Source organism: Pandoraea anhela (assembly GCF_902459655.1).
Taxonomy (GTDB): Bacteria; Pseudomonadota; Gammaproteobacteria; order Burkholderiales; family Burkholderiaceae; genus Pandoraea; species Pandoraea anhela.
Genome location: NZ_CABPSB010000006.1, coordinates 84,553 through 101,233, shown reverse-complemented (window position 1 = coordinate 101,233; position 16,681 = coordinate 84,553). Strand labels below are relative to the sequence as shown.

Genomic DNA, 16,681 nt, shown 5'->3' with positions numbered 1-16,681 from the left:
CGCCGGTGAACGCATGGGCGCGCCGGATCCCGGGACTTACGAGGCGCGGTACGTCGAATTCACGCTCTGAAGCGCCGGCCCGAGCGCGGGCTGATACTCCGGCACCCAGCGTTGCAGGTCGCGACGCACTTCCTGATCGCTCGGCACACGGCGTTGCTCGAGCCAGGGCAGCAATTCGTCGAGCAGATGCTGCGGCGTGGCACGCGCCTGCGCGATACGCAATTTCGGATGCGGGGTGCGCGTCGTGGCTTCGTCGTCGGCCAGCAGTTCTTCGTAGAGCTTCTCGCCGGGCCGCAAGCCGGAGAATTCGATGCGAATCTGGTCCTCGTTGAGTCCATGCAACCGAATCAGATCGCGTGCGAGATCGACGATCTTGACGGGCTCGCCCATATCGAGGATGAAAATCTCCCCGCCTTGTCCCATGCTCGACGCCTGCAACACCAGTTGCGCCGCCTCGGGAATCGTCATGAAGAATCGTGTGATCTCCGGATGCGTGACCGTCACCGGGCCGCCCTGAGCAATTTGCTGCTGGAACTTCGGGATCACGCTTCCCGCGCTGCCCAGTACGTTGCCGAACCGAACCGTCTCGAATTGCGTTCGTGCGCTCGTTTGCTGCAACGCCTGACAGGCCATCTCCGCGAGACGTTTGCTCGCGCCCATGACATTGGTCGGGTTGACGGCCTTGTCGGTCGAAATCAGCACGAAGTGACCCACGTCGTGACGGATGGCTGCGCGCGCCACGCGATAGGTGCCGAGCACGTTGTTGCGAATCGCCTGCCATGTGTTGATTTCTTCCATCAGCGGCACGTGCTTGTACGCGGCCGCATGGAAAAGGATGTGCGGCTTGAAGCGCGACATGACGTGATCGAGCAGCAGCGAATCCTTCGCGTCGCCGATCACCGGGACCACGGGCAGATGCGGAAAACGCTCGCGCAATTCTTCCGTCAGGCGATACATGGCGTATTCGGACTGATCGTACGCGATCAGTTGCGCAGGCTCGAAGCGCGTGATTTGCCGGCACAACTCCGAACCGATGGAGCCCCCCGCGCCGGTGACCATCACCACACCGCCACGCAGCAGCGCCTTGACCTCAGGCATATCGATCTTGATCGCCTGACGGCCCAGCAAGTCCTCAAGATCGATCTGGCGGACTTGCGACAAAAAGGCGCGGCCCTGAATGAGGGTCGTCAACTCGGGCAGCACCATGGCGCGCACACCGGCCCGCACGCAAATCGTGGCCACGCGTCGCTGCGCTTCGACCGACGCCGACGGAATGGCGATGATCGCGTTTTCGCTCTTCAACTCGGCGGCCCAGCGAGGCAGATCCGAAATCGGGCCCAGCACCTTATAGCCGTAGATTTCGCGGCCCTGCTTGGCGGGATCGTCATCGAGCAGACCGACCAGACGCCATTCGCTGGAGCGCGACAGCTCGCGCGCGAGGCTGGCGCCGGAGTTCCCCGCACCGAGCACGATCACCGGCTTGCCTTGTCCGATGAGACCGCCATACAGGTAGAACTCTTTCGACGCGCGATACACCGCGCGGGACCCGCCCATGACCAGAAACAGGAATAGCGGGGAGACGAGCAGGACCGAGCGGGGGATGATCGGACTGGGCTGAATCATGGCCGCGCCCATCATCATGACGAATCCGCCGGCCACCACCGCTTTGACGATGCGCATCAGATCCGGCAGGCTGGCAAACACCCACATGCCGCGATACAGGCCGAACGTCAGGAACATCACGCCATAGACGGGCAGCACCCAGACGAGGGCGCTCACCGCGCCCGACCAGAACAGGGGCGGCACTTCGCCGTTAAAACGAACCAGATAGGCGGCAAGCCAGGTTCCGGCGACCGCGAGCAGGTCGAACAGAAACGCGCCAAGTGATCGCCAAGATGCTTTGTGCTGCGCCATCTGCGTCACACTCCACGGTTTTCCAAAGTTGCTGAATTGAAGCGGCGCCATCTTGCGTCGACGACAATGCCCATCATGGCAAGCACCAGCACCCACGCGCCGACGCTAACCCATTGAATCATCGGGGGCCAGTCAAGTGCCGACACGGCGAGAATTATGCCACTCAGCATCACGACGTACCAAACAGCCGCCGTCTTCGCATGCCCCATCCCGCTGCGTACCATGCGTTGATAGTAATGCTCCCGGTGCGCCTGCCAGACCTTCTCCCCACGCAGCAGGCGTCGCAGCAGCGTCACCGATGCGTCGCCGATGAAGGGCGAGAACACCAGCGCCGGAAACCAGATCGGCCAGACGTCGTCACGCCATCCCCAATAACCGAAGGCGCCTGCCAGGAATCCGAGCGAGATCGAACCGGCGTCGCCCAAAAATATCCGGGCGGGATGGAAATTGAAGCACAGGAAGCCCGCCGCAGCGCCGGCGACGACGCATGAGCCGAGCGCCAGCGACGGCGCGGCGTGCCCGCTCAGCATGGCGGCTGCGGCGTATCCCGCGAAGCCGAAGAGCGCCATGCCGCCCGCCATGCCGTCGGCGCCGTCCATGAAGTTATACAGGTTGACGAGCCAGACCATCAGAATCGCGATCACGGCGAGCGCCCACACCGGTACCGCGGCCGGATACACGCTCACGGTCGTGACCACGACGAACAGATGCGCGGTAAACCGTACCCGCGCCGGCAGCCCGCGCCGGTCGTCGATCTGCGAGACGGCGGCTACGAACAGCATGAGCAAGGCGATAAGCCACAACGATGGCGCGAGCTGCCAGATGCCGATTGCCGCGACCGGTGCAATGCCCCAGCCGCCCACGCGTGGGGTCGGGCGAGTATGCAGAGAACGATGGTTCGGCAGGTCGGTGGCGAGTTGCCACGCGAGACCCGATTTCAGCAGAAATCCGAGAATCAGTGCGCATACGGCAGCCGCCGCGACGCCGGTCAGCGTCAGGGACCACCAGGGGGAAAGCGCGAGGAGTTGCGTCGACATACGTCTGCCTGCCTTAATGCCGGGAACGGTACCACTCGGCGGTGACGGCCAGTCCTTCGTCCGTCGAAAACGCCGGCTGCCAGCCCAGAACGGATTCGATATGCGACGTGTCCAGCCGCAAATTGCTCACAAGACGATCGACGGCGTCGGTGCGGCCCGTCATTCGACCCGCCAGACGCAGCCAGCTCACGGGGACCGGCACGAGACGGTCCGGCTTGCCCAAATGCCGGCCCATCGCGCGCACCAGCGCGGCGACCGTCGGCGCGTCGCGATCGGCGACGTGAAAACAATGGCCGGCTGCGCGCGGGTCGGTCGCACATTGCGCCAGCGCCTGCGCGAGATTGTCCACATAGACGATGCTGCGCCGCGCTTCGACCCGACCTAACGGCAGAGGAATGCCGCGCGCCACTGCCGTCATCAACCTCAGGAAGTTTGCGCTCACTTCCGGTCCGTACGCAAGTGGCGGGCGGACGACGACGATTTCCATGCCGGTGCGTGCACCGAAGGCGACGAGCGCCTGCTCGGCTTCTCGCTTCGAGTGCCCGTAAGCGTCTTGCGGTTGTGCAGGGTCGTCTTCTCGCAAGGGACGTCCGCCATCGACTTCCGCGAGGGCCTTGACGCTGCTTGCGAAGACCATGCGCCGCACGCCGTGACGATGGGCGGCTTGCGCGACGTTCAGCGTTCCCTGAACGTTGGTTGAGCGAAATTCACTCATTGGGTCCGCCGCGCGGTCGCGCATGACATGGACGCGCGCTGCGAGATGAATCACGGCATCGAACGATTGTCCCTGCGGCCAGCCGGCCTCGATACCGTCGAAATCCTTGCCGCGATGCACCCATTCCTGAACGCCGGGAATACAACTTTGGGGTGTTCTCACGAGCCCGGTGACTGACTGCCCTTGCTGGAGCAGCGTCCGGCAAAGTGCCCGGCCGACGAAGCCGTTTGCCCCGGTGACAAGCAGACGGCTCATAGCAGTTTCCAGCCGAAGCGGTTGAAGAACTTGAAGGCCGATGCGCCGAACATCTTCACGTGGGTCCAACCCTTGCGCGATGCGCCCCCGCCGAAATGCAGCACGCGCACCGAGGGCACGTAGGCGACCTGTCCCACATCGTGGGTGCGCAGGCTGAGGTCGTAGTCCTCGAAGTACAGGAAATAGCGCGGATCGAAGCCGGCGAGTTCCGCGAGCTTGTTGGTTCGGAACAACATGAAACAGCCGCTCACGATGGGCGGGTTCCAGACCACGTCGTGTTCGTTGATCACATCGCGCATTTCGTAGCGCGCGAGACGCCGCCGGAAATGCCGCCGCATGCCGGTCGGCAGGAAACCCCGTACGAACAGATCGAGCAACGTGGGGAAGCGACGGCAAAGATATTGAATGCCGCCGTGCTCGTCGCCGATGCGGGGCGTGATCAAGGCGGTGTCGGGATGCCGATCGAAGAACGCGAGCGCCTCGACGAATGCCGTAGGCGCCAGGTCGATGTCCGGATTGAGCACCAGATGGTAGTCGCTGTGAGCCTGGGAAATTGCGAGATTGTGGCCGCGTCCATACCCGACGTTGCCGTGACCGCTGATGACCTGATACGAGATACCCGGGCGCTCAAGCGCGTCCAGTCGGACCTGCGCCTGCGCCAGTCCGCCATTGTCGACGATGCTCACGGCGAGGGACATGCCGGGCCGTTGACGCTGCAATTCGGCGCTCGCCTCGGCCAGGCTGGCCAGGGTGCGCTCAAGCAATCGGGCATCGGGCCGATACACGACAAGGGAGACGGACAGTCCGCCTGAGCCCTGCGGCCGGTGATTTGTAACAGTCATAAGTAATAGTAACGGTAGGCGCTTTCCCGGGGAGGTTTTGATAGTTTTGATGGCATCGACGGACGCGTCGCCCGGCCCGGGACAGCTCGCCAGTGTGCGCAAATTTAGCAGTCCGCGCAAGGCGTGCACGACGACCTCCATTATCTTGAGAATCCGTGTTCTGAGGGCCGAACCTGCGCATAAGTTGCTTGGCCGGTTGTCAAGCCCGATGCCGGGGGTGTCGGCTTTGCCGCACAAACGGTTTGGCGCGTCCGGGATCAGGTTGACGAGGGTGAAAAGTGGCTGTGTATAATCTCGGGTTTCCGATGCTTGATTTTCGTCCGATGTATGGATGACCTTTGCCGAAGATGTACGCCGGCCTTGCTCATTGAGTGCTTATGAAGCGTCTAAGTACGGCAAATTCCGATAAGCGGGATGTCGAGCATCGATTCAGGTGCTTTCGTTGCACGATTTTGAATCGGTTCAGCCTCACATCGGGGGAAGCCTGTTGCTTGGGAATATTCCCATCATGAGTGCGAGAGGCTTGCTGAAGGAACGGCGGGCGTGCCGTCCACCGAGCCCCCGGCCATTTGCAGTGATTTATAACAATAGAAAAGTCTGCTAATCAATTCATTCCGTGTGTTGATCGATTTGCATTTGCCGGAATTATCAAAGCGATGTTGGCTTGCGTTTCGGAAATGCTTTAACAATCCGGCGTGGTTGATTGTTCAGATTGAAGCAAGCACCGATTTCCCGACCCGGTTAAAGAGGACGCAATTGAAATGAAAGCAGTGTTGCTTGCTGGTGGCTTGGGCACCCGTATCTCCGAGGAAACTTATTTGAAGCCGAAGCCGATGATTGAAATCGGCGGCCGGCCTATCCTCTGGCACATCATGAAGACGTATTCCGCGCATGGCGTGAACGATTTCATCGTTTGCTGCGGCTACAAGGGTTACGTCATCAAGGAATACTTCGCGAACTACTTCCTTCACATGTCCGACGTCACGTTCAATATGCGTGACAACAAGATGGAAGTGCATCAGAACAACGCCGAATCGTGGCGCGTGACGCTGGTCGATACCGGCGAACACACGATGACCGGCGGGCGTCTGAAGCGCGTCGCGCCGTATCTGAACGGCGAAGACTTCTGCTTCACCTATGGCGACGGCGTGGGCAACGTCGACATCACCAAGCTGATCGAATTTCACCGTGCGAGCGGCAAACTGGGTACGCTGACCGCGACCCAGCCGCCCGGACGATTCGGCGCGCTCGATCTCGAAGGCAATCTCATTCGTAGCTTCCAGGAAAAACCGCACGGCGACGGCGCGTGGATCAACGGTGGCTTCTTCGTGCTTTCGCCGAAGGTCATCGACTATATCGACGGCGACGACACGATCTGGGAGCGCGGCCCGATGGAGCGTCTCGCGCGTGAGGGGCAGATGCAGGCATGGTTCCACAAGGGCTTCTGGCAGCCGATGGACACCCTGCGCGACAAGAATCACCTCGAAGATCTGTGGAATTCGGGTCAGGCGCCTTGGAAAATTTGGGAATGAGCGAGCAATTCTGGCGAGGCAAACGGGTTCTGGTGACTGGCCACACCGGTTTCAAGGGCGGCTGGCTGTGCCTATGGCTGCAACAACTGGGTGCCGAGGTGACCGGCTACGCGCTTGAGGCGCCGACGCAACCGAGCCTGTTCGAAACGGCGCGTGTCGCCGACGGCATGACGTCGATCATCGGCGACATTCGCGACCTCGATCATCTGACACGAGTTTTTTCCCAAGTCGCGCCCGAAATCGTCATCCACATGGCGGCCCAGCCGCTCGTGCGTCTGTCGTACAAGGAGCCGGTGCAGACGTATTCCACCAACGTCATGGGCACCGTGCATTTGCTCGAAGCCGTGCGGCATACGCCTTCCGTGCGCGCCGTGGTCAACGTCACGAGCGACAAGTGCTACGAGAATCGCGAGTGGGTATGGGGATACCGTGAAACCGAGCCGATGGGCGGTTTCGATCCGTACAGCAATAGCAAGGGCTGTGCCGAACTGGTGACCGACGCCTTCCGGAACTCGTATTTCCACCCGGATCACTACGCCGAACACGGTGTCGCCGTGGGCAGCGGTCGTGCCGGCAACGTGATCGGCGGCGGCGACTGGGCGGGCGACCGCCTGATTCCCGACATGATGCGCGCGTTGAGTCGCGGCACGCCGGTGCAGATCCGCAATCCGCATGCGATCCGTCCCTGGCAGCACGTGCTCGAACCGCTCAGCGGCTACCTGCGGCTCGCCGAGAAGCTCTATACGGAAGGTCCGGCGTTCGTCGGCGGCTGGAATTTCGGCCCCAGCGACTCGGATACGCAACCCGTGCAGTGGATCGTCGAGCATCTGGTCGCCCGTTGGGGCGACGGCGCTGCGTGGCAGCGCGATTCGGCCCCCCAACCGCACGAAGCGACGTATCTGAAGCTCGACTGCTCGAAGGCGAAGACGCTGCTCGGCTGGACGCCGCGCTGGACGCTCTCCGAAGCGATCGACCATATCGTCGAGTGGCATCAGGCGTTTTTGCGCAACGCCGACATGCGTGCGCTGACTCTTTCACAAATCAACGCTTACCAAACCAAATGACGTCCCCCACTAAAGAACAGCTCCGCGAGCAAATCATTCAGCTGGTCGGTCAATACGGCGAACTCTCCACGCGTGCCCCCGACTTCGAGGCCGGTGTCACGGTAATTCCGCCGTCCGGCAAGGTCATTGGCGCGCGTGAGCTCGAGTTGATGGTCGAGGCCTCGCTCGACGGCTGGCTCACCACCGGGCGCTTCAACGACGAGTTCGAGAAGCGTCTGGCCAAGTTCATCGGCGTGAAGCACCTGATCACGGTCAATTCGGGATCGTCGGCGAATCTGGTCGCGTTCTCCACGCTGACATCGCCGAAGCTGGGCGAGCGTGCGATTCAGCCGGGCGACGAAGTGATCGGCGTGGCGGCGGGCTTCCCGACCACGGTCAACCCGATTCTGCAATTCGGCGCCGTGCCGGTGTTCGTCGACGTCGAACTGGGTACGTACAACATCGACGCATCGAAGATCGAAGCGGCGATCAGCCCGAAGACCAAGGCGATCATGCTGGCCCACACGCTGGGCAACCCGTACAACCTCGAAGCGGTTGTCGCGATCTGCAAGAAGTACAACCTCTGGCTGATCGAAGATTGCTGCGACGCGCTGGGTTCGACCTATGACGGCAAGATGGTCGGCACGTTCGGCGACATCGGCACGCTGAGCTTCTACCCGGCTCACCACATCACGATGGGTGAGGGCGGCGCCGTGTTCACGAACGATCCGGACCTGCGCCTGATCGCGGAGTCGTTCCGCGACTGGGGCCGCGACTGCTACTGCCCGCCGGGCAAGGACAATACCTGCAACAAGCGCTTCTGCTGGAAGCTCGGCAATCTGCCCGAAGGTTACGACCACAAGTACACGTACTCGCATCTCGGCTACAACCTGAAGATCACGGACATGCAGGCGGCCTGCGGTCTGGCTCAGCTCGACCGTGCGCCGGAGTTCATCGAGGCGCGCCGCCGCAACTTCGAGTATCTGAAGGACCGTCTGGCAAGCTGTGCCGAATTCCTGATTCTGCCGGAAGCCACGCCCAATTCCGATCCGTCGTGGTTCGGCTTCCCGATCACGCTCAAGCCGGAAGCCGGCCTGCGCCGCGTCGACCTGCTGTCGTATCTGGATCAGAACAAGATCGGCACGCGCCTGCTGTTCGCGGGCAACCTCACGCGCCAGCCGTACATGCTCGGCCGCAACTTCCGTGTGAGCGGCGAATTGACCAACACCGACGTGATCATGAACGATACGTTCTGGGTCGGCACGTTCCCGGGATTGAAAGCGCCGCAGCTCGACTTCATCGCCGAGAAGATCGAAACATTCCTTGGCGTGAACTTCTGAGTGTGACGACTCGGATGCGCGAGGTCTCAACGAAAGGCGGCAAAGCACCATGTTGAACAAGCTGAAAGCGGCTTTTACCGGCGATCGGGAAACCCGTAAGAAGATGTTGCGGTACCTGATCGTGGGCGGGTGCAATACCGCTTTCGGCTACTTCGCCACGGTTGGCCTTTACTACGCGCTGCGCTCGCACCTGCACATTGTGGTGATCGGTGCGATCGCCAACGTGGTTTGCATTACCGAGTCGTTCATTACCTACAAGTTCTTCGTGTTCAACTCGCGCGCCTCGTGGTGGCGCGAGTATTTGCGTTGCTACGTCGTGTATGGCGGCAGCGCGCTCATCGGCATTGCCGGGTTATGGCTGCTGGTGAATGTCCTTGGCATGCCGTTCTGGTTGGCGCAGGGGCTGCTCATGGTCATCAGCGTGGTCATTTCCTTTGCGGGCCACGATCGATTCACATTCAAAAAAGTACAGCGCGGATGAGCGAAAAGAAACTGGTTAGTATCGTTGCTGGCTGTTTCAACGAGCGCGATAACATCGCCGAACTCCATCAGCGCATCACGTCCGTGATGGCGCAAGTGCCCCATCTCGACTATGAGATTCTGCTGATCGATAACGCGTCGACCGACGGCACCGTCGAGGTGATCCGGGAAATCGCAGCCAGGGACAAACGCCTCAAGGCCATCGTCAATGTGCGCAATTTCGGTCATATCCGCTCGCCCTACCATGCGCTGCTGCTCGCGCAGGGCGACGCCGTGATCGGCATGGCGTCGGATCTGGAAGATCCGCCCGAACTGCTGCTGGAATTCATCCGCAAGTGGGAAGAGGGCTACAAGGTCGCGATCGGCGTGCGTCGCAAGCATGAAGAGCGCGGCCTGATGCCCTTGTTGCGCAAGGCTCACTACAAGCTCATCACGAGCATCTCGGAAGTCGAGCAGGTGCAGAACTTCACCGGCTTCGGGCTTTACGACAAAGCGGTCATGGACATTCTTCGCAAGATCGAAGACCCGTATCCGTATTTCCGCGGGCTGATCTGCGAGATCGGCTACGCTCGCGCCGAGATCCCGTTCGACAAGCCGGTGCGCAAACGCGGCATTTCGAAAGGCACCTTCCTCGTTTATCTCGACAGCGCGCTGCTCGGTATCGTCAACCATTCCAAGGCGCCGCTGCGTGTGGCGACGATGATCGGTATCGGCCTGAGCGGCCTGAGCTTTCTCGCGGGCATTTATTATGTCGTGCGCAAGCTTCTGGCGTGGGACGAATTCCAGATGGGCCTCGCGCCGCTGGCGGTCGGCGTGTTCTTCTTCATGGGCATGCTGTTCCTGCTGATGGGACTGCTTGGCGAGTATGTCGGCCTGCTGGTGACGCATACGGTAAAGCGTCCCATGGTGGTCGAGCGCGAACGCATCAATTTTGACTGAGTTGACTGAGAGTTTTATGGCGCACACGATTCCGAGCGGCCACACGCTGTTTCAGCAGGACCTGGAACATATCGCCGCCCAACTCGAAGGTGATCTGGCGCAGTTGCGCGGGGCGCACCTGTTCATTACGGGCGGCACCGGTTTTTTCGGTATCTGGCTGCTCGAAAGCCTGCTGTGGGCTAACGAGAAGCACGCGCTGAATTTGCGCATTACGGTGCTGAGCCGTTCGCCGGAAACCTTCCTCGAGCAGCGCGCACCGCATCTGCGTGGCCGCACCGGGTTGCACTTCGTTGCCGGTCGCCTGACCGATTTCGCGTTTCCCGCCCAACCCTGCACGCACATTCTGCATGCCGCGTCGGAGACCAATCTCGAGCAGTCGGCCGACTGGGCGCAGCGGCATCTCGATGCCGCCATCGACGGCACGCGGCGTCTGCTCGATATGGCTGCGGCGCATCGCTCGGAAGCGGTGCTCATCACCACGTCGGGCGCGGTTTATTCGCCGATGGACTCGGTTGTCGACAATCTGTGCGTGGAGGGCCCGGCGGGCGTGGCGGATTATGCTTCCGAGCGTATCGTCTACGGTCAGTCCAAGCGAATGATGGAAATTCTGACGTCGGTGGCCGCGCAGCAGCACGGCTACCGCGCGTTGATCGCCCGTTGCTTTGCGTTCGTGGGGCCGTATCTCTCGCTCGACAGCAATTACGCGATCGGCAACTTCATGCGCGATGCGCTGGCGCAACGCGACATCGTCGTGGGGGGCGACGGCACGCCGTTGCGCTCGTATCTGTATGCCGGCGATCTCGTCACGTGGCTGATTCGCATCCTCACGCGCGGGCGCTCGGGCGTGCCGTACAACGTGGGCGGCGACGAGATCGTCTCGATCGGTGAGCTCGCGCACAAGGTGGCGAATGTCGCAGGACGCCCGGGCACGGTCGTCATCAAGGGCACGCCGGTGCCCGGCGCCAAGCCGTCGGCGTATCTGCCGTCGTTGCAGCGCGCGGCGACGGAACTGGATTTGCAGGTCTCGATTCCGCTGGAAGAAGCCATCCGGCGCACGATGGAGTGGCATCGCGCGCGGACCCCGCCTCACGAACCCGATTTGATATCCGAGTAAGACATGAAACAGCTTGTTTGCATTCAGGGCCTTGGTTTTGTCGGTGCGGCCATGGCAGTTGCCTGCGCCCGCGCCGGGACGCGTCACGGCGGTGAGCCGGTATTCGACGTCGTCGGGCTCGACCTTGCCACCGAAACGGGTAAGCACCGCGTTGGCAAGATCAACAACGGAGAGTTTCCGTTCGGTACGACCGACCAGAATCTCATCGACCAGACCCGTCGCGCGCACGAGGCAGGAAATCTGAAGGCGAGCACCGATGTGAATGTGTTGGCGTCGGCGTCGATCGTTGTGGTGGACGTGCACTTCGATATTGGCGATCTCACCGGCGAAGGCCACCTGGAGTTCGGGCCTTTCATTCGCGCGATCGAGACGCTGGGTGAGCATATCCAGCCGGGTACGCTGGTGGTCGTCGAAACGACCGTGCCGCCGGGCACCTGCTCGAAGGTGATCCGCCCGGTGCTTGATCGTTGCGCCGAGGCGCGCGGATTCAAGGCTGGGGCCTTCCTCCTCGCGCATGCGTATGAGCGTGTGATGCCGGGCGATAACTATCTTGCGTCCATCACCGATTTCTGGCGCGTGTTCGCCGGAGATACGCCTGAAGCCGGCGACGCGTGCGAAAAATTCCTCTCGCATGTCGTCAATGTCGAGGCATTCCCGTTGACGCGCCTGTCTCATACCACCGCATCGGAGACGTCGAAGGTGCTGGAGAACAGCTACCGCGCTGTCAACATCGCGTTCATGGACGAATGGGGCCGTTTCGCGGAGAAGGTCGGTATCGACATGTTCGAAGTGATCAATGCGATCCGCAAGCGTCCGACGCATAACAACATGAAGCAACCGGGTTTCGGTGTCGGCGGGTATTGCCTGACGAAAGATCCGTTGTTTGCCGATCTCGCGGCGAAGGACATTTTCAGTCTTTCCGGCATGGAATTTCCGCTGTCGCGCAGTGCGGTGAAGATCAATCAGGACATGCCGCTCTACTCTCTGGACAAGGTCCGCGGTGCGCTCGGTGGACTTGCGGACAAGCGATTGCTCCTCGCAGGTATCTCCTATCGTCAGGACGTCGCAGATACCCGTTATTCGCCGTCGCAACCGTTCTACGAAGGCGCCGTCATTGAAGGCGCGGAAGTCGCGTGCCACGATCCTTTGCTCGCGCATTGGGACGAACTCAAACTCGACGTCTCGACGCATCTGGACGCTTGCCCGGATGTCGACGCCGTCGTGTTCGCTGTACCGCACAAGGAATTCCGAGGATTGCAGCCGGCCGAGTGGCTCGGTGGGCGTAAACCTTACATCCTCGACGCCAACGATTGTCTTTCGCACGAACAGCGAGCACAGTTCGCGGCGCTGGGCTGCCGCGTCGAATCGATCGGACGAGGTTCGCCCGCCTGAGGTCTGTCGGGGCGCGGGCGGGGCCTGATGATCCCGGCAACGGCGAGTACACCGACGGCGCGACGAACGCGCCGACACACAAACAAACAGGAGTGAAACGTGAAGGTTTTGATTACGGGCGGGGTTGGTTTCGTGGGTGGACACCTTGCCAACAGTTTGGGCGAGGAAGGTCACACGGTTCATCTTCTCGACAATTTCAAGCGTGGTGTTCAGGATCCGTTCATCGAGAACGCTGTCACCAAGTATGGCGTGAAGATCATCAACGCGGATTTGCTCGATGAATCCACGTTGCAGTCTTTGGACGACGACTACACGCACATCTACCACCTCGCGGCGATCATCGGTGTCGTGCACGTGCTGCAACGTCCTTACGAAGTGCTGACCGCCAACGTGCGCATGACCGAAAACGTGATCAACCTCGCGCGACGTCAGAAGGCACTCAAGCGCTTGCTGTTCAGCTCGACTTCCGAGGTGTACGCCGGCACGCTGATTCACATGGATATGCCGATCCCGACGCCGGAAACGACGCCGATCGCGCTGACGGCACTGGAGCAGCCTCGTACTAGCTACATGCTCTCCAAGCTGTACGGCGAGGCCATGTGCAACATGAGCGGTCTGCCGGTGACCAACGTGCGTCTGCACAACGTGTACGGTCCGCGCATGGGCATGTCGCACGTTATTCCCGAACTGCTCTTCAAGGCCTGGAAGTCCAAGGACGGTGATTCGCTCGACGTCTTCAGTGTCGACCACAAGCGCACGTTCTGCTACGTCAGCGATGCCGTGCGGATGATTCGGGCACTCACCGAATCGGATAGCGCGCTCGGCCAGACGGTCAATATCGGTAACGAGTCCCCCGAAGTCAGCATCGGCGAGGTCGCAAGCGCCGTGGTCTCGGCAGTCGGCCGCAAATTGACGTTGGTGCCGCAGGCCGCGACGCCTGGTTCGCCGGCACGTCGTTGCCCGAGTACGCGTTTGCTCGACAAGCTCACTGGTGTTCAGGGTGTCGTCTCTCTGGACGAAGGTATCGCACTGACGTACCGTTGGTATCGCGATACGGTATTCGAAGGTCAAGGGAAGACTGCACAATGATTCCGTTAGCCATCCCCAATCTCGCGGGCAAAGAGCGCGAATATCTGAACGAGTGCATCGATAGCACGTTCGTCTCGACGGTCGGCCCCTTTGTCACCCGCTTCGAGCAACAGATCACCGAGGCGTCCGGCTACGCTTACACGGTCGCTACGTCGGCCGGCACCACGGGCCTGCATGCGGCGCTCGTGGCTGTCGGCGTCAAGCCCGGCGATCTCGTGGTGGTGCCGGGACTGAGCTTCATCGCAACGGCGAATGCCGTCGCGCATGCGCATGCGCAGCCCTGGTTGCTCGACATCGATGCCCATTCGTGGACACTCGATCCGGTAGCGCTGAAAAATGCACTCGAACGGGAGACGAAGCCGGGTGCCGACGGTTTGCCGGTGCATATCGCCACGGGCAAGCGCGTGGCCGCCATCGTGCCCGTCTATACGCTCGGCATGCCCGCCGATATGGACCCGATTGTTGCCACCGCGCGTCAGCACGGCGTGCCCGTGGTCGCCGATGCGGCGGCCGGTCTGGGGGCGAAGTACAAGGGGCGTGAGCTTGGCGACATGGGCGCCGATCTGACCATGTTCTCGTTTAACGGCAATAAGACCGTTACGGCCGGCGGTGGCGGTGCGATTTCGGGCAACGACAAGAAGCTCGTCGATCTGGTTCGTCACCTTACAACGACGGCGCGAGTCGGTGCCGACTACGATCACGATCGTGTCGGGTTCAATTACCGGATGACCAATTTGCAGGCGGCCGTCGGCTGCGCGCAGATGGAGTTGCTGGACACTTTCGTGGCGAAAAAGCGTGCGATCGCACGTTTTTACGATGAGGCGTTCAAGGATCTGCCGCAAGCGCTGCCGTTCCCGGCGCCGGAGTTCGCTCAGAGCGCTTGCTGGTTCTCGGGTTTCATTCTGAAGTCGGGCGACTCCGTGTCGCTTCGTGCGGCGCTGCGTGAGGCGGGTATCGACGCGCGTCCGTTCTGGAAGCCGTTGCACTATCAGGCGCCATTTGCGGATGCGCCACGTGGCGATTTTCGCGTGAGCGAAAGCATCTGGGAACGGATCGTGACATTGCCGTGCTCGACATCGATCACCGAGGCACAATTGTCCGAAGTCGTTGCTGCCGTTCGTCGAGAGATTGCCGGCTCATGAGTCATACGCGCCGTCGGATCTGTTTCGTCACGGGCACGCGTGCGGACTATGGCCATCTGTATTGGGTGATGCGCGAGGTTCAGGCGGACCCCGACCTGGAGTTGCAGGTGATCGTCACGGGGGCCCATCTTTGCAATGCATGGGGTCGGACGGTGGACGTGATCGAGCGCGATGGTTTTCCGATCGACGCACGGGTCGACATGCAGCTGTCCGGCGACTCTGGGGTTGCCACGTCCAAATCGACGGGGCTTGCCGTCATCGGGCTGGCCGATGCTTATGAGCGTCTGGCGCCGGACCTGATCGTGCTGCTGGGCGATCGCTACGAGGAGCTCGCAGCGGCGCAGGTGGCGTTACTGATGAAAATTCCGGTGGCGCACATTCATGGCGGCGAGACCAGCGAAGGTGCGATGGACGAATCGATCCGCCATGCGGTGACGAAGCTCTCGCACCTCCACTTCGTGGCCGCCGACGACTATCGTCGCCGCGTCCTGCAACTCGGCGAGAACCCCGCCGCCGTGTTCAACTTCGGTGCGCCGGGACTTGATCATCTGACGCGTACGACGTTGCCCGACCGTGCGGCACTGATGCAGCACACCGGCCTCCCGCTCGATGCGCCGGTTTTTGCGGTGACCTATCACCCGGTCACGCTCAACGCACAGGACCCCGCGATTGCGGCAAACGCCTTGATTGCCGCGCTCGAACGCTTCCCGAACGCTAATATTGTATTCACCGGCGTCAACGCCGACCCCGGCAATTCGGCGATCGCGCGCGTTATCCGGGCGTTCACGGCTGCGAATCCTCAGCGTGCCCGATTCTTCGACTCGCTCGGGCAGCAACGTTATCTGGGGCTGCTCCAAATCACTGATGTGGTCATCGGGAATTCGTCGAGCGGATTGATCGAGGCACCGGCCCTGCGTGTGCCGACGGTGAATATTGGCGATCGGCAACGCGGACGTCTCAAGGCGGCCTCGGTCATCGACTGCGCGGACGATGCCGAATCGATCGTGGCGGCCATCAATCGTGCGCTGTCTGCGCAGTTCCGTACGGCACTGCCGGCGAACGTGTCGCTTTACGGTCAGGGACAGGCGGCCCCGCAGATCAAGCAGGTGCTCAAAACCTGCGATCTGTCGAACATCCTGATGAAGAAATTTTTCGATTTTCACCTTTGATTGCCGCGATGGCGATGAACGCAGTATGACGAACTCGAAACTCTATGTGCTGGGCGGTGGTGGTCACGCAAAGGTCGTGATCGATTCGCTTCGCGCAGGCGGCGCAACGATTGACGGTTTGATCGATCCCCGGCTGGAAGTTGGAACACGCGTGCTAGGTGTGCCCGTGATTGGCGGGGACGAATGGATGGATAAGCTGGACCCGAATGAGGCCCGGCTTGCCAACGGTGTGGGCGCCACGGTCAAAAGCCGCGTGAACCGCAAGTTGTTCGACCTGTGGTCGGCCAAGGGCTTCGCCTTCGTGTCTGTGCTGCATCCGTCGGCAATCGTCGGCGCGGAAGTCGAACTCGCGCAGGGATGCCAGATCATGGCGGGTGCGATCCTTCAGCCGCACGCCAAAATCGGTACGGGCACGGTCATCAACACGGCAGCGAGTATCGACCACGATTGCGTTGTCGGCGCGCACTGTTTCATTGCCCCAATGGTCGCGCTGTGCGGCGGTGCTGCGGTGGGCGAAGGTTCGTTCGTTGGCGCGGGCGCCACGTTGTTGCCCGGCGTCAAGGTCGGTAATAACGCGCTGATCGCGGCCGGCGTGGTGGTCGACACCGATGTCGCGGATGGCGACTATTTTTCGCGCTAATTTTTTCGGCAAGTATTGTCACCCCCCAACACCCTTAA

At 61.4% G+C, this 16,681-nt stretch carries 15 protein-coding genes; 11 read left to right on the top strand and 4 right to left on the bottom strand.

Features of this window, described 5'->3' with window-relative positions:
- Nucleotides 1-36: 36 nt before the first annotated feature.
- From PAN31108_RS10730 to PAN31108_RS10715, 4 genes are read right to left on the bottom strand one after another with little or no spacing between them, the layout of a single operon-like run.
- A complete protein-coding gene (locus tag PAN31108_RS10730) occupies nt 37-1,914 on the bottom strand; it encodes a polysaccharide biosynthesis protein (RefSeq protein ID WP_150668854.1) in 1,878 nt (625 codons plus the stop codon).
- 5 nt (nt 1,915-1,919) lie between these two features.
- On the bottom strand, nt 1,920-2,951 hold the full coding sequence (locus tag PAN31108_RS10725; protein ID WP_150668853.1) for an MraY family glycosyltransferase: 1,032 nt from the start codon (nt 2,949-2,951) through the stop codon (nt 1,920-1,922).
- Between the two features lie 13 nt (nt 2,952-2,964).
- Entirely contained in the window at nt 2,965-3,921 is a 957-nt protein-coding gene (locus PAN31108_RS10720) for a UDP-glucose 4-epimerase family protein (RefSeq protein WP_150668852.1), read from the bottom strand.
- Nucleotides 3,918-4,763, bottom strand: coding sequence for a glycosyltransferase (locus tag PAN31108_RS10715; protein ID WP_150668851.1), 846 nt, complete (start codon nt 4,761-4,763; stop codon nt 3,918-3,920). The genes PAN31108_RS10720 and PAN31108_RS10715 overlap by 4 nt, the downstream gene beginning before the upstream one ends.
- A gap of 761 nt (nt 4,764-5,524) precedes the next feature.
- On the opposite strand from PAN31108_RS10715, the gene rfbF reads away from it, so the two are divergent.
- From rfbF to PAN31108_RS10660, 11 genes are all read left to right on the top strand, one after another.
- Nucleotides 5,525-6,295 (top strand): glucose-1-phosphate cytidylyltransferase, encoded by a 771-nt coding sequence (gene rfbF, locus PAN31108_RS10710; RefSeq protein WP_150668850.1) that lies wholly within the window; start codon nt 5,525-5,527, stop codon nt 6,293-6,295.
- Entirely contained in the window at nt 6,292-7,359 is a 1,068-nt protein-coding gene (gene rfbG, locus PAN31108_RS10705) for a CDP-glucose 4,6-dehydratase (RefSeq protein ID WP_174994925.1), read from the top strand. The genes rfbF and rfbG overlap by 4 nt, the downstream gene beginning before the upstream one ends.
- The gene (gene rfbH, locus PAN31108_RS10700) at nt 7,356-8,678 is read left to right on the top strand and encodes a lipopolysaccharide biosynthesis protein RfbH (RefSeq protein ID WP_150668849.1); all 1,323 of its coding nucleotides are present in this window, start codon (nt 7,356-7,358) and stop codon (nt 8,676-8,678) included. The genes rfbG and rfbH overlap by 4 nt, the downstream gene beginning before the upstream one ends.
- 49 nt (nt 8,679-8,727) lie before the next feature.
- Nucleotides 8,728-9,159 carry a GtrA family protein gene (locus tag PAN31108_RS10695; RefSeq protein ID WP_150668848.1) on the top strand — a complete coding sequence of 144 codons (432 nt, stop codon included), beginning with the start codon at nt 8,728-8,730 and terminating at the stop codon, nt 9,157-9,159.
- On the top strand, nt 9,156-10,097 hold the full coding sequence (locus tag PAN31108_RS10690; protein ID WP_150668847.1) for a glycosyltransferase family 2 protein: 942 nt from the start codon (nt 9,156-9,158) through the stop codon (nt 10,095-10,097). Before PAN31108_RS10695 ends, PAN31108_RS10690 begins: the two co-directional genes overlap by 4 nt.
- A gap of 16 nt (nt 10,098-10,113) precedes the next feature.
- On the top strand, nt 10,114-11,211 hold the full coding sequence (locus PAN31108_RS10685; RefSeq protein WP_150668846.1) for an NAD-dependent epimerase/dehydratase family protein: 1,098 nt from the start codon (nt 10,114-10,116) through the stop codon (nt 11,209-11,211).
- 3 nt (nt 11,212-11,214) lie between these two features.
- Entirely contained in the window at nt 11,215-12,603 is a 1,389-nt protein-coding gene (locus tag PAN31108_RS10680; RefSeq protein WP_150668845.1) for a nucleotide sugar dehydrogenase, read from the top strand.
- Nucleotides 12,604-12,702: 99 nt separating this feature from the next.
- The gene (locus PAN31108_RS10675) at nt 12,703-13,692 is read left to right on the top strand and encodes an NAD-dependent epimerase/dehydratase family protein (RefSeq protein WP_150668844.1); all 990 of its coding nucleotides are present in this window, start codon (nt 12,703-12,705) and stop codon (nt 13,690-13,692) included.
- A complete protein-coding gene (locus PAN31108_RS10670) occupies nt 13,689-14,834 on the top strand; it encodes a DegT/DnrJ/EryC1/StrS family aminotransferase (RefSeq protein WP_150668843.1) in 1,146 nt (381 codons plus the stop codon). Before PAN31108_RS10675 ends, PAN31108_RS10670 begins: the two co-directional genes overlap by 4 nt.
- A complete protein-coding gene (gene neuC, locus PAN31108_RS10665) occupies nt 14,831-16,003 on the top strand; it encodes a UDP-N-acetylglucosamine 2-epimerase (RefSeq protein WP_150668842.1) in 1,173 nt (390 codons plus the stop codon). The genes PAN31108_RS10670 and neuC overlap by 4 nt, the downstream gene beginning before the upstream one ends.
- A 25-nt stretch (nt 16,004-16,028) precedes the next feature.
- Nucleotides 16,029-16,643 carry an acetyltransferase gene (locus tag PAN31108_RS10660; RefSeq protein ID WP_150668841.1) on the top strand — a complete coding sequence of 205 codons (615 nt, stop codon included), beginning with the start codon at nt 16,029-16,031 and terminating at the stop codon, nt 16,641-16,643.
- Nucleotides 16,644-16,681 lie beyond the last annotated feature (38 nt).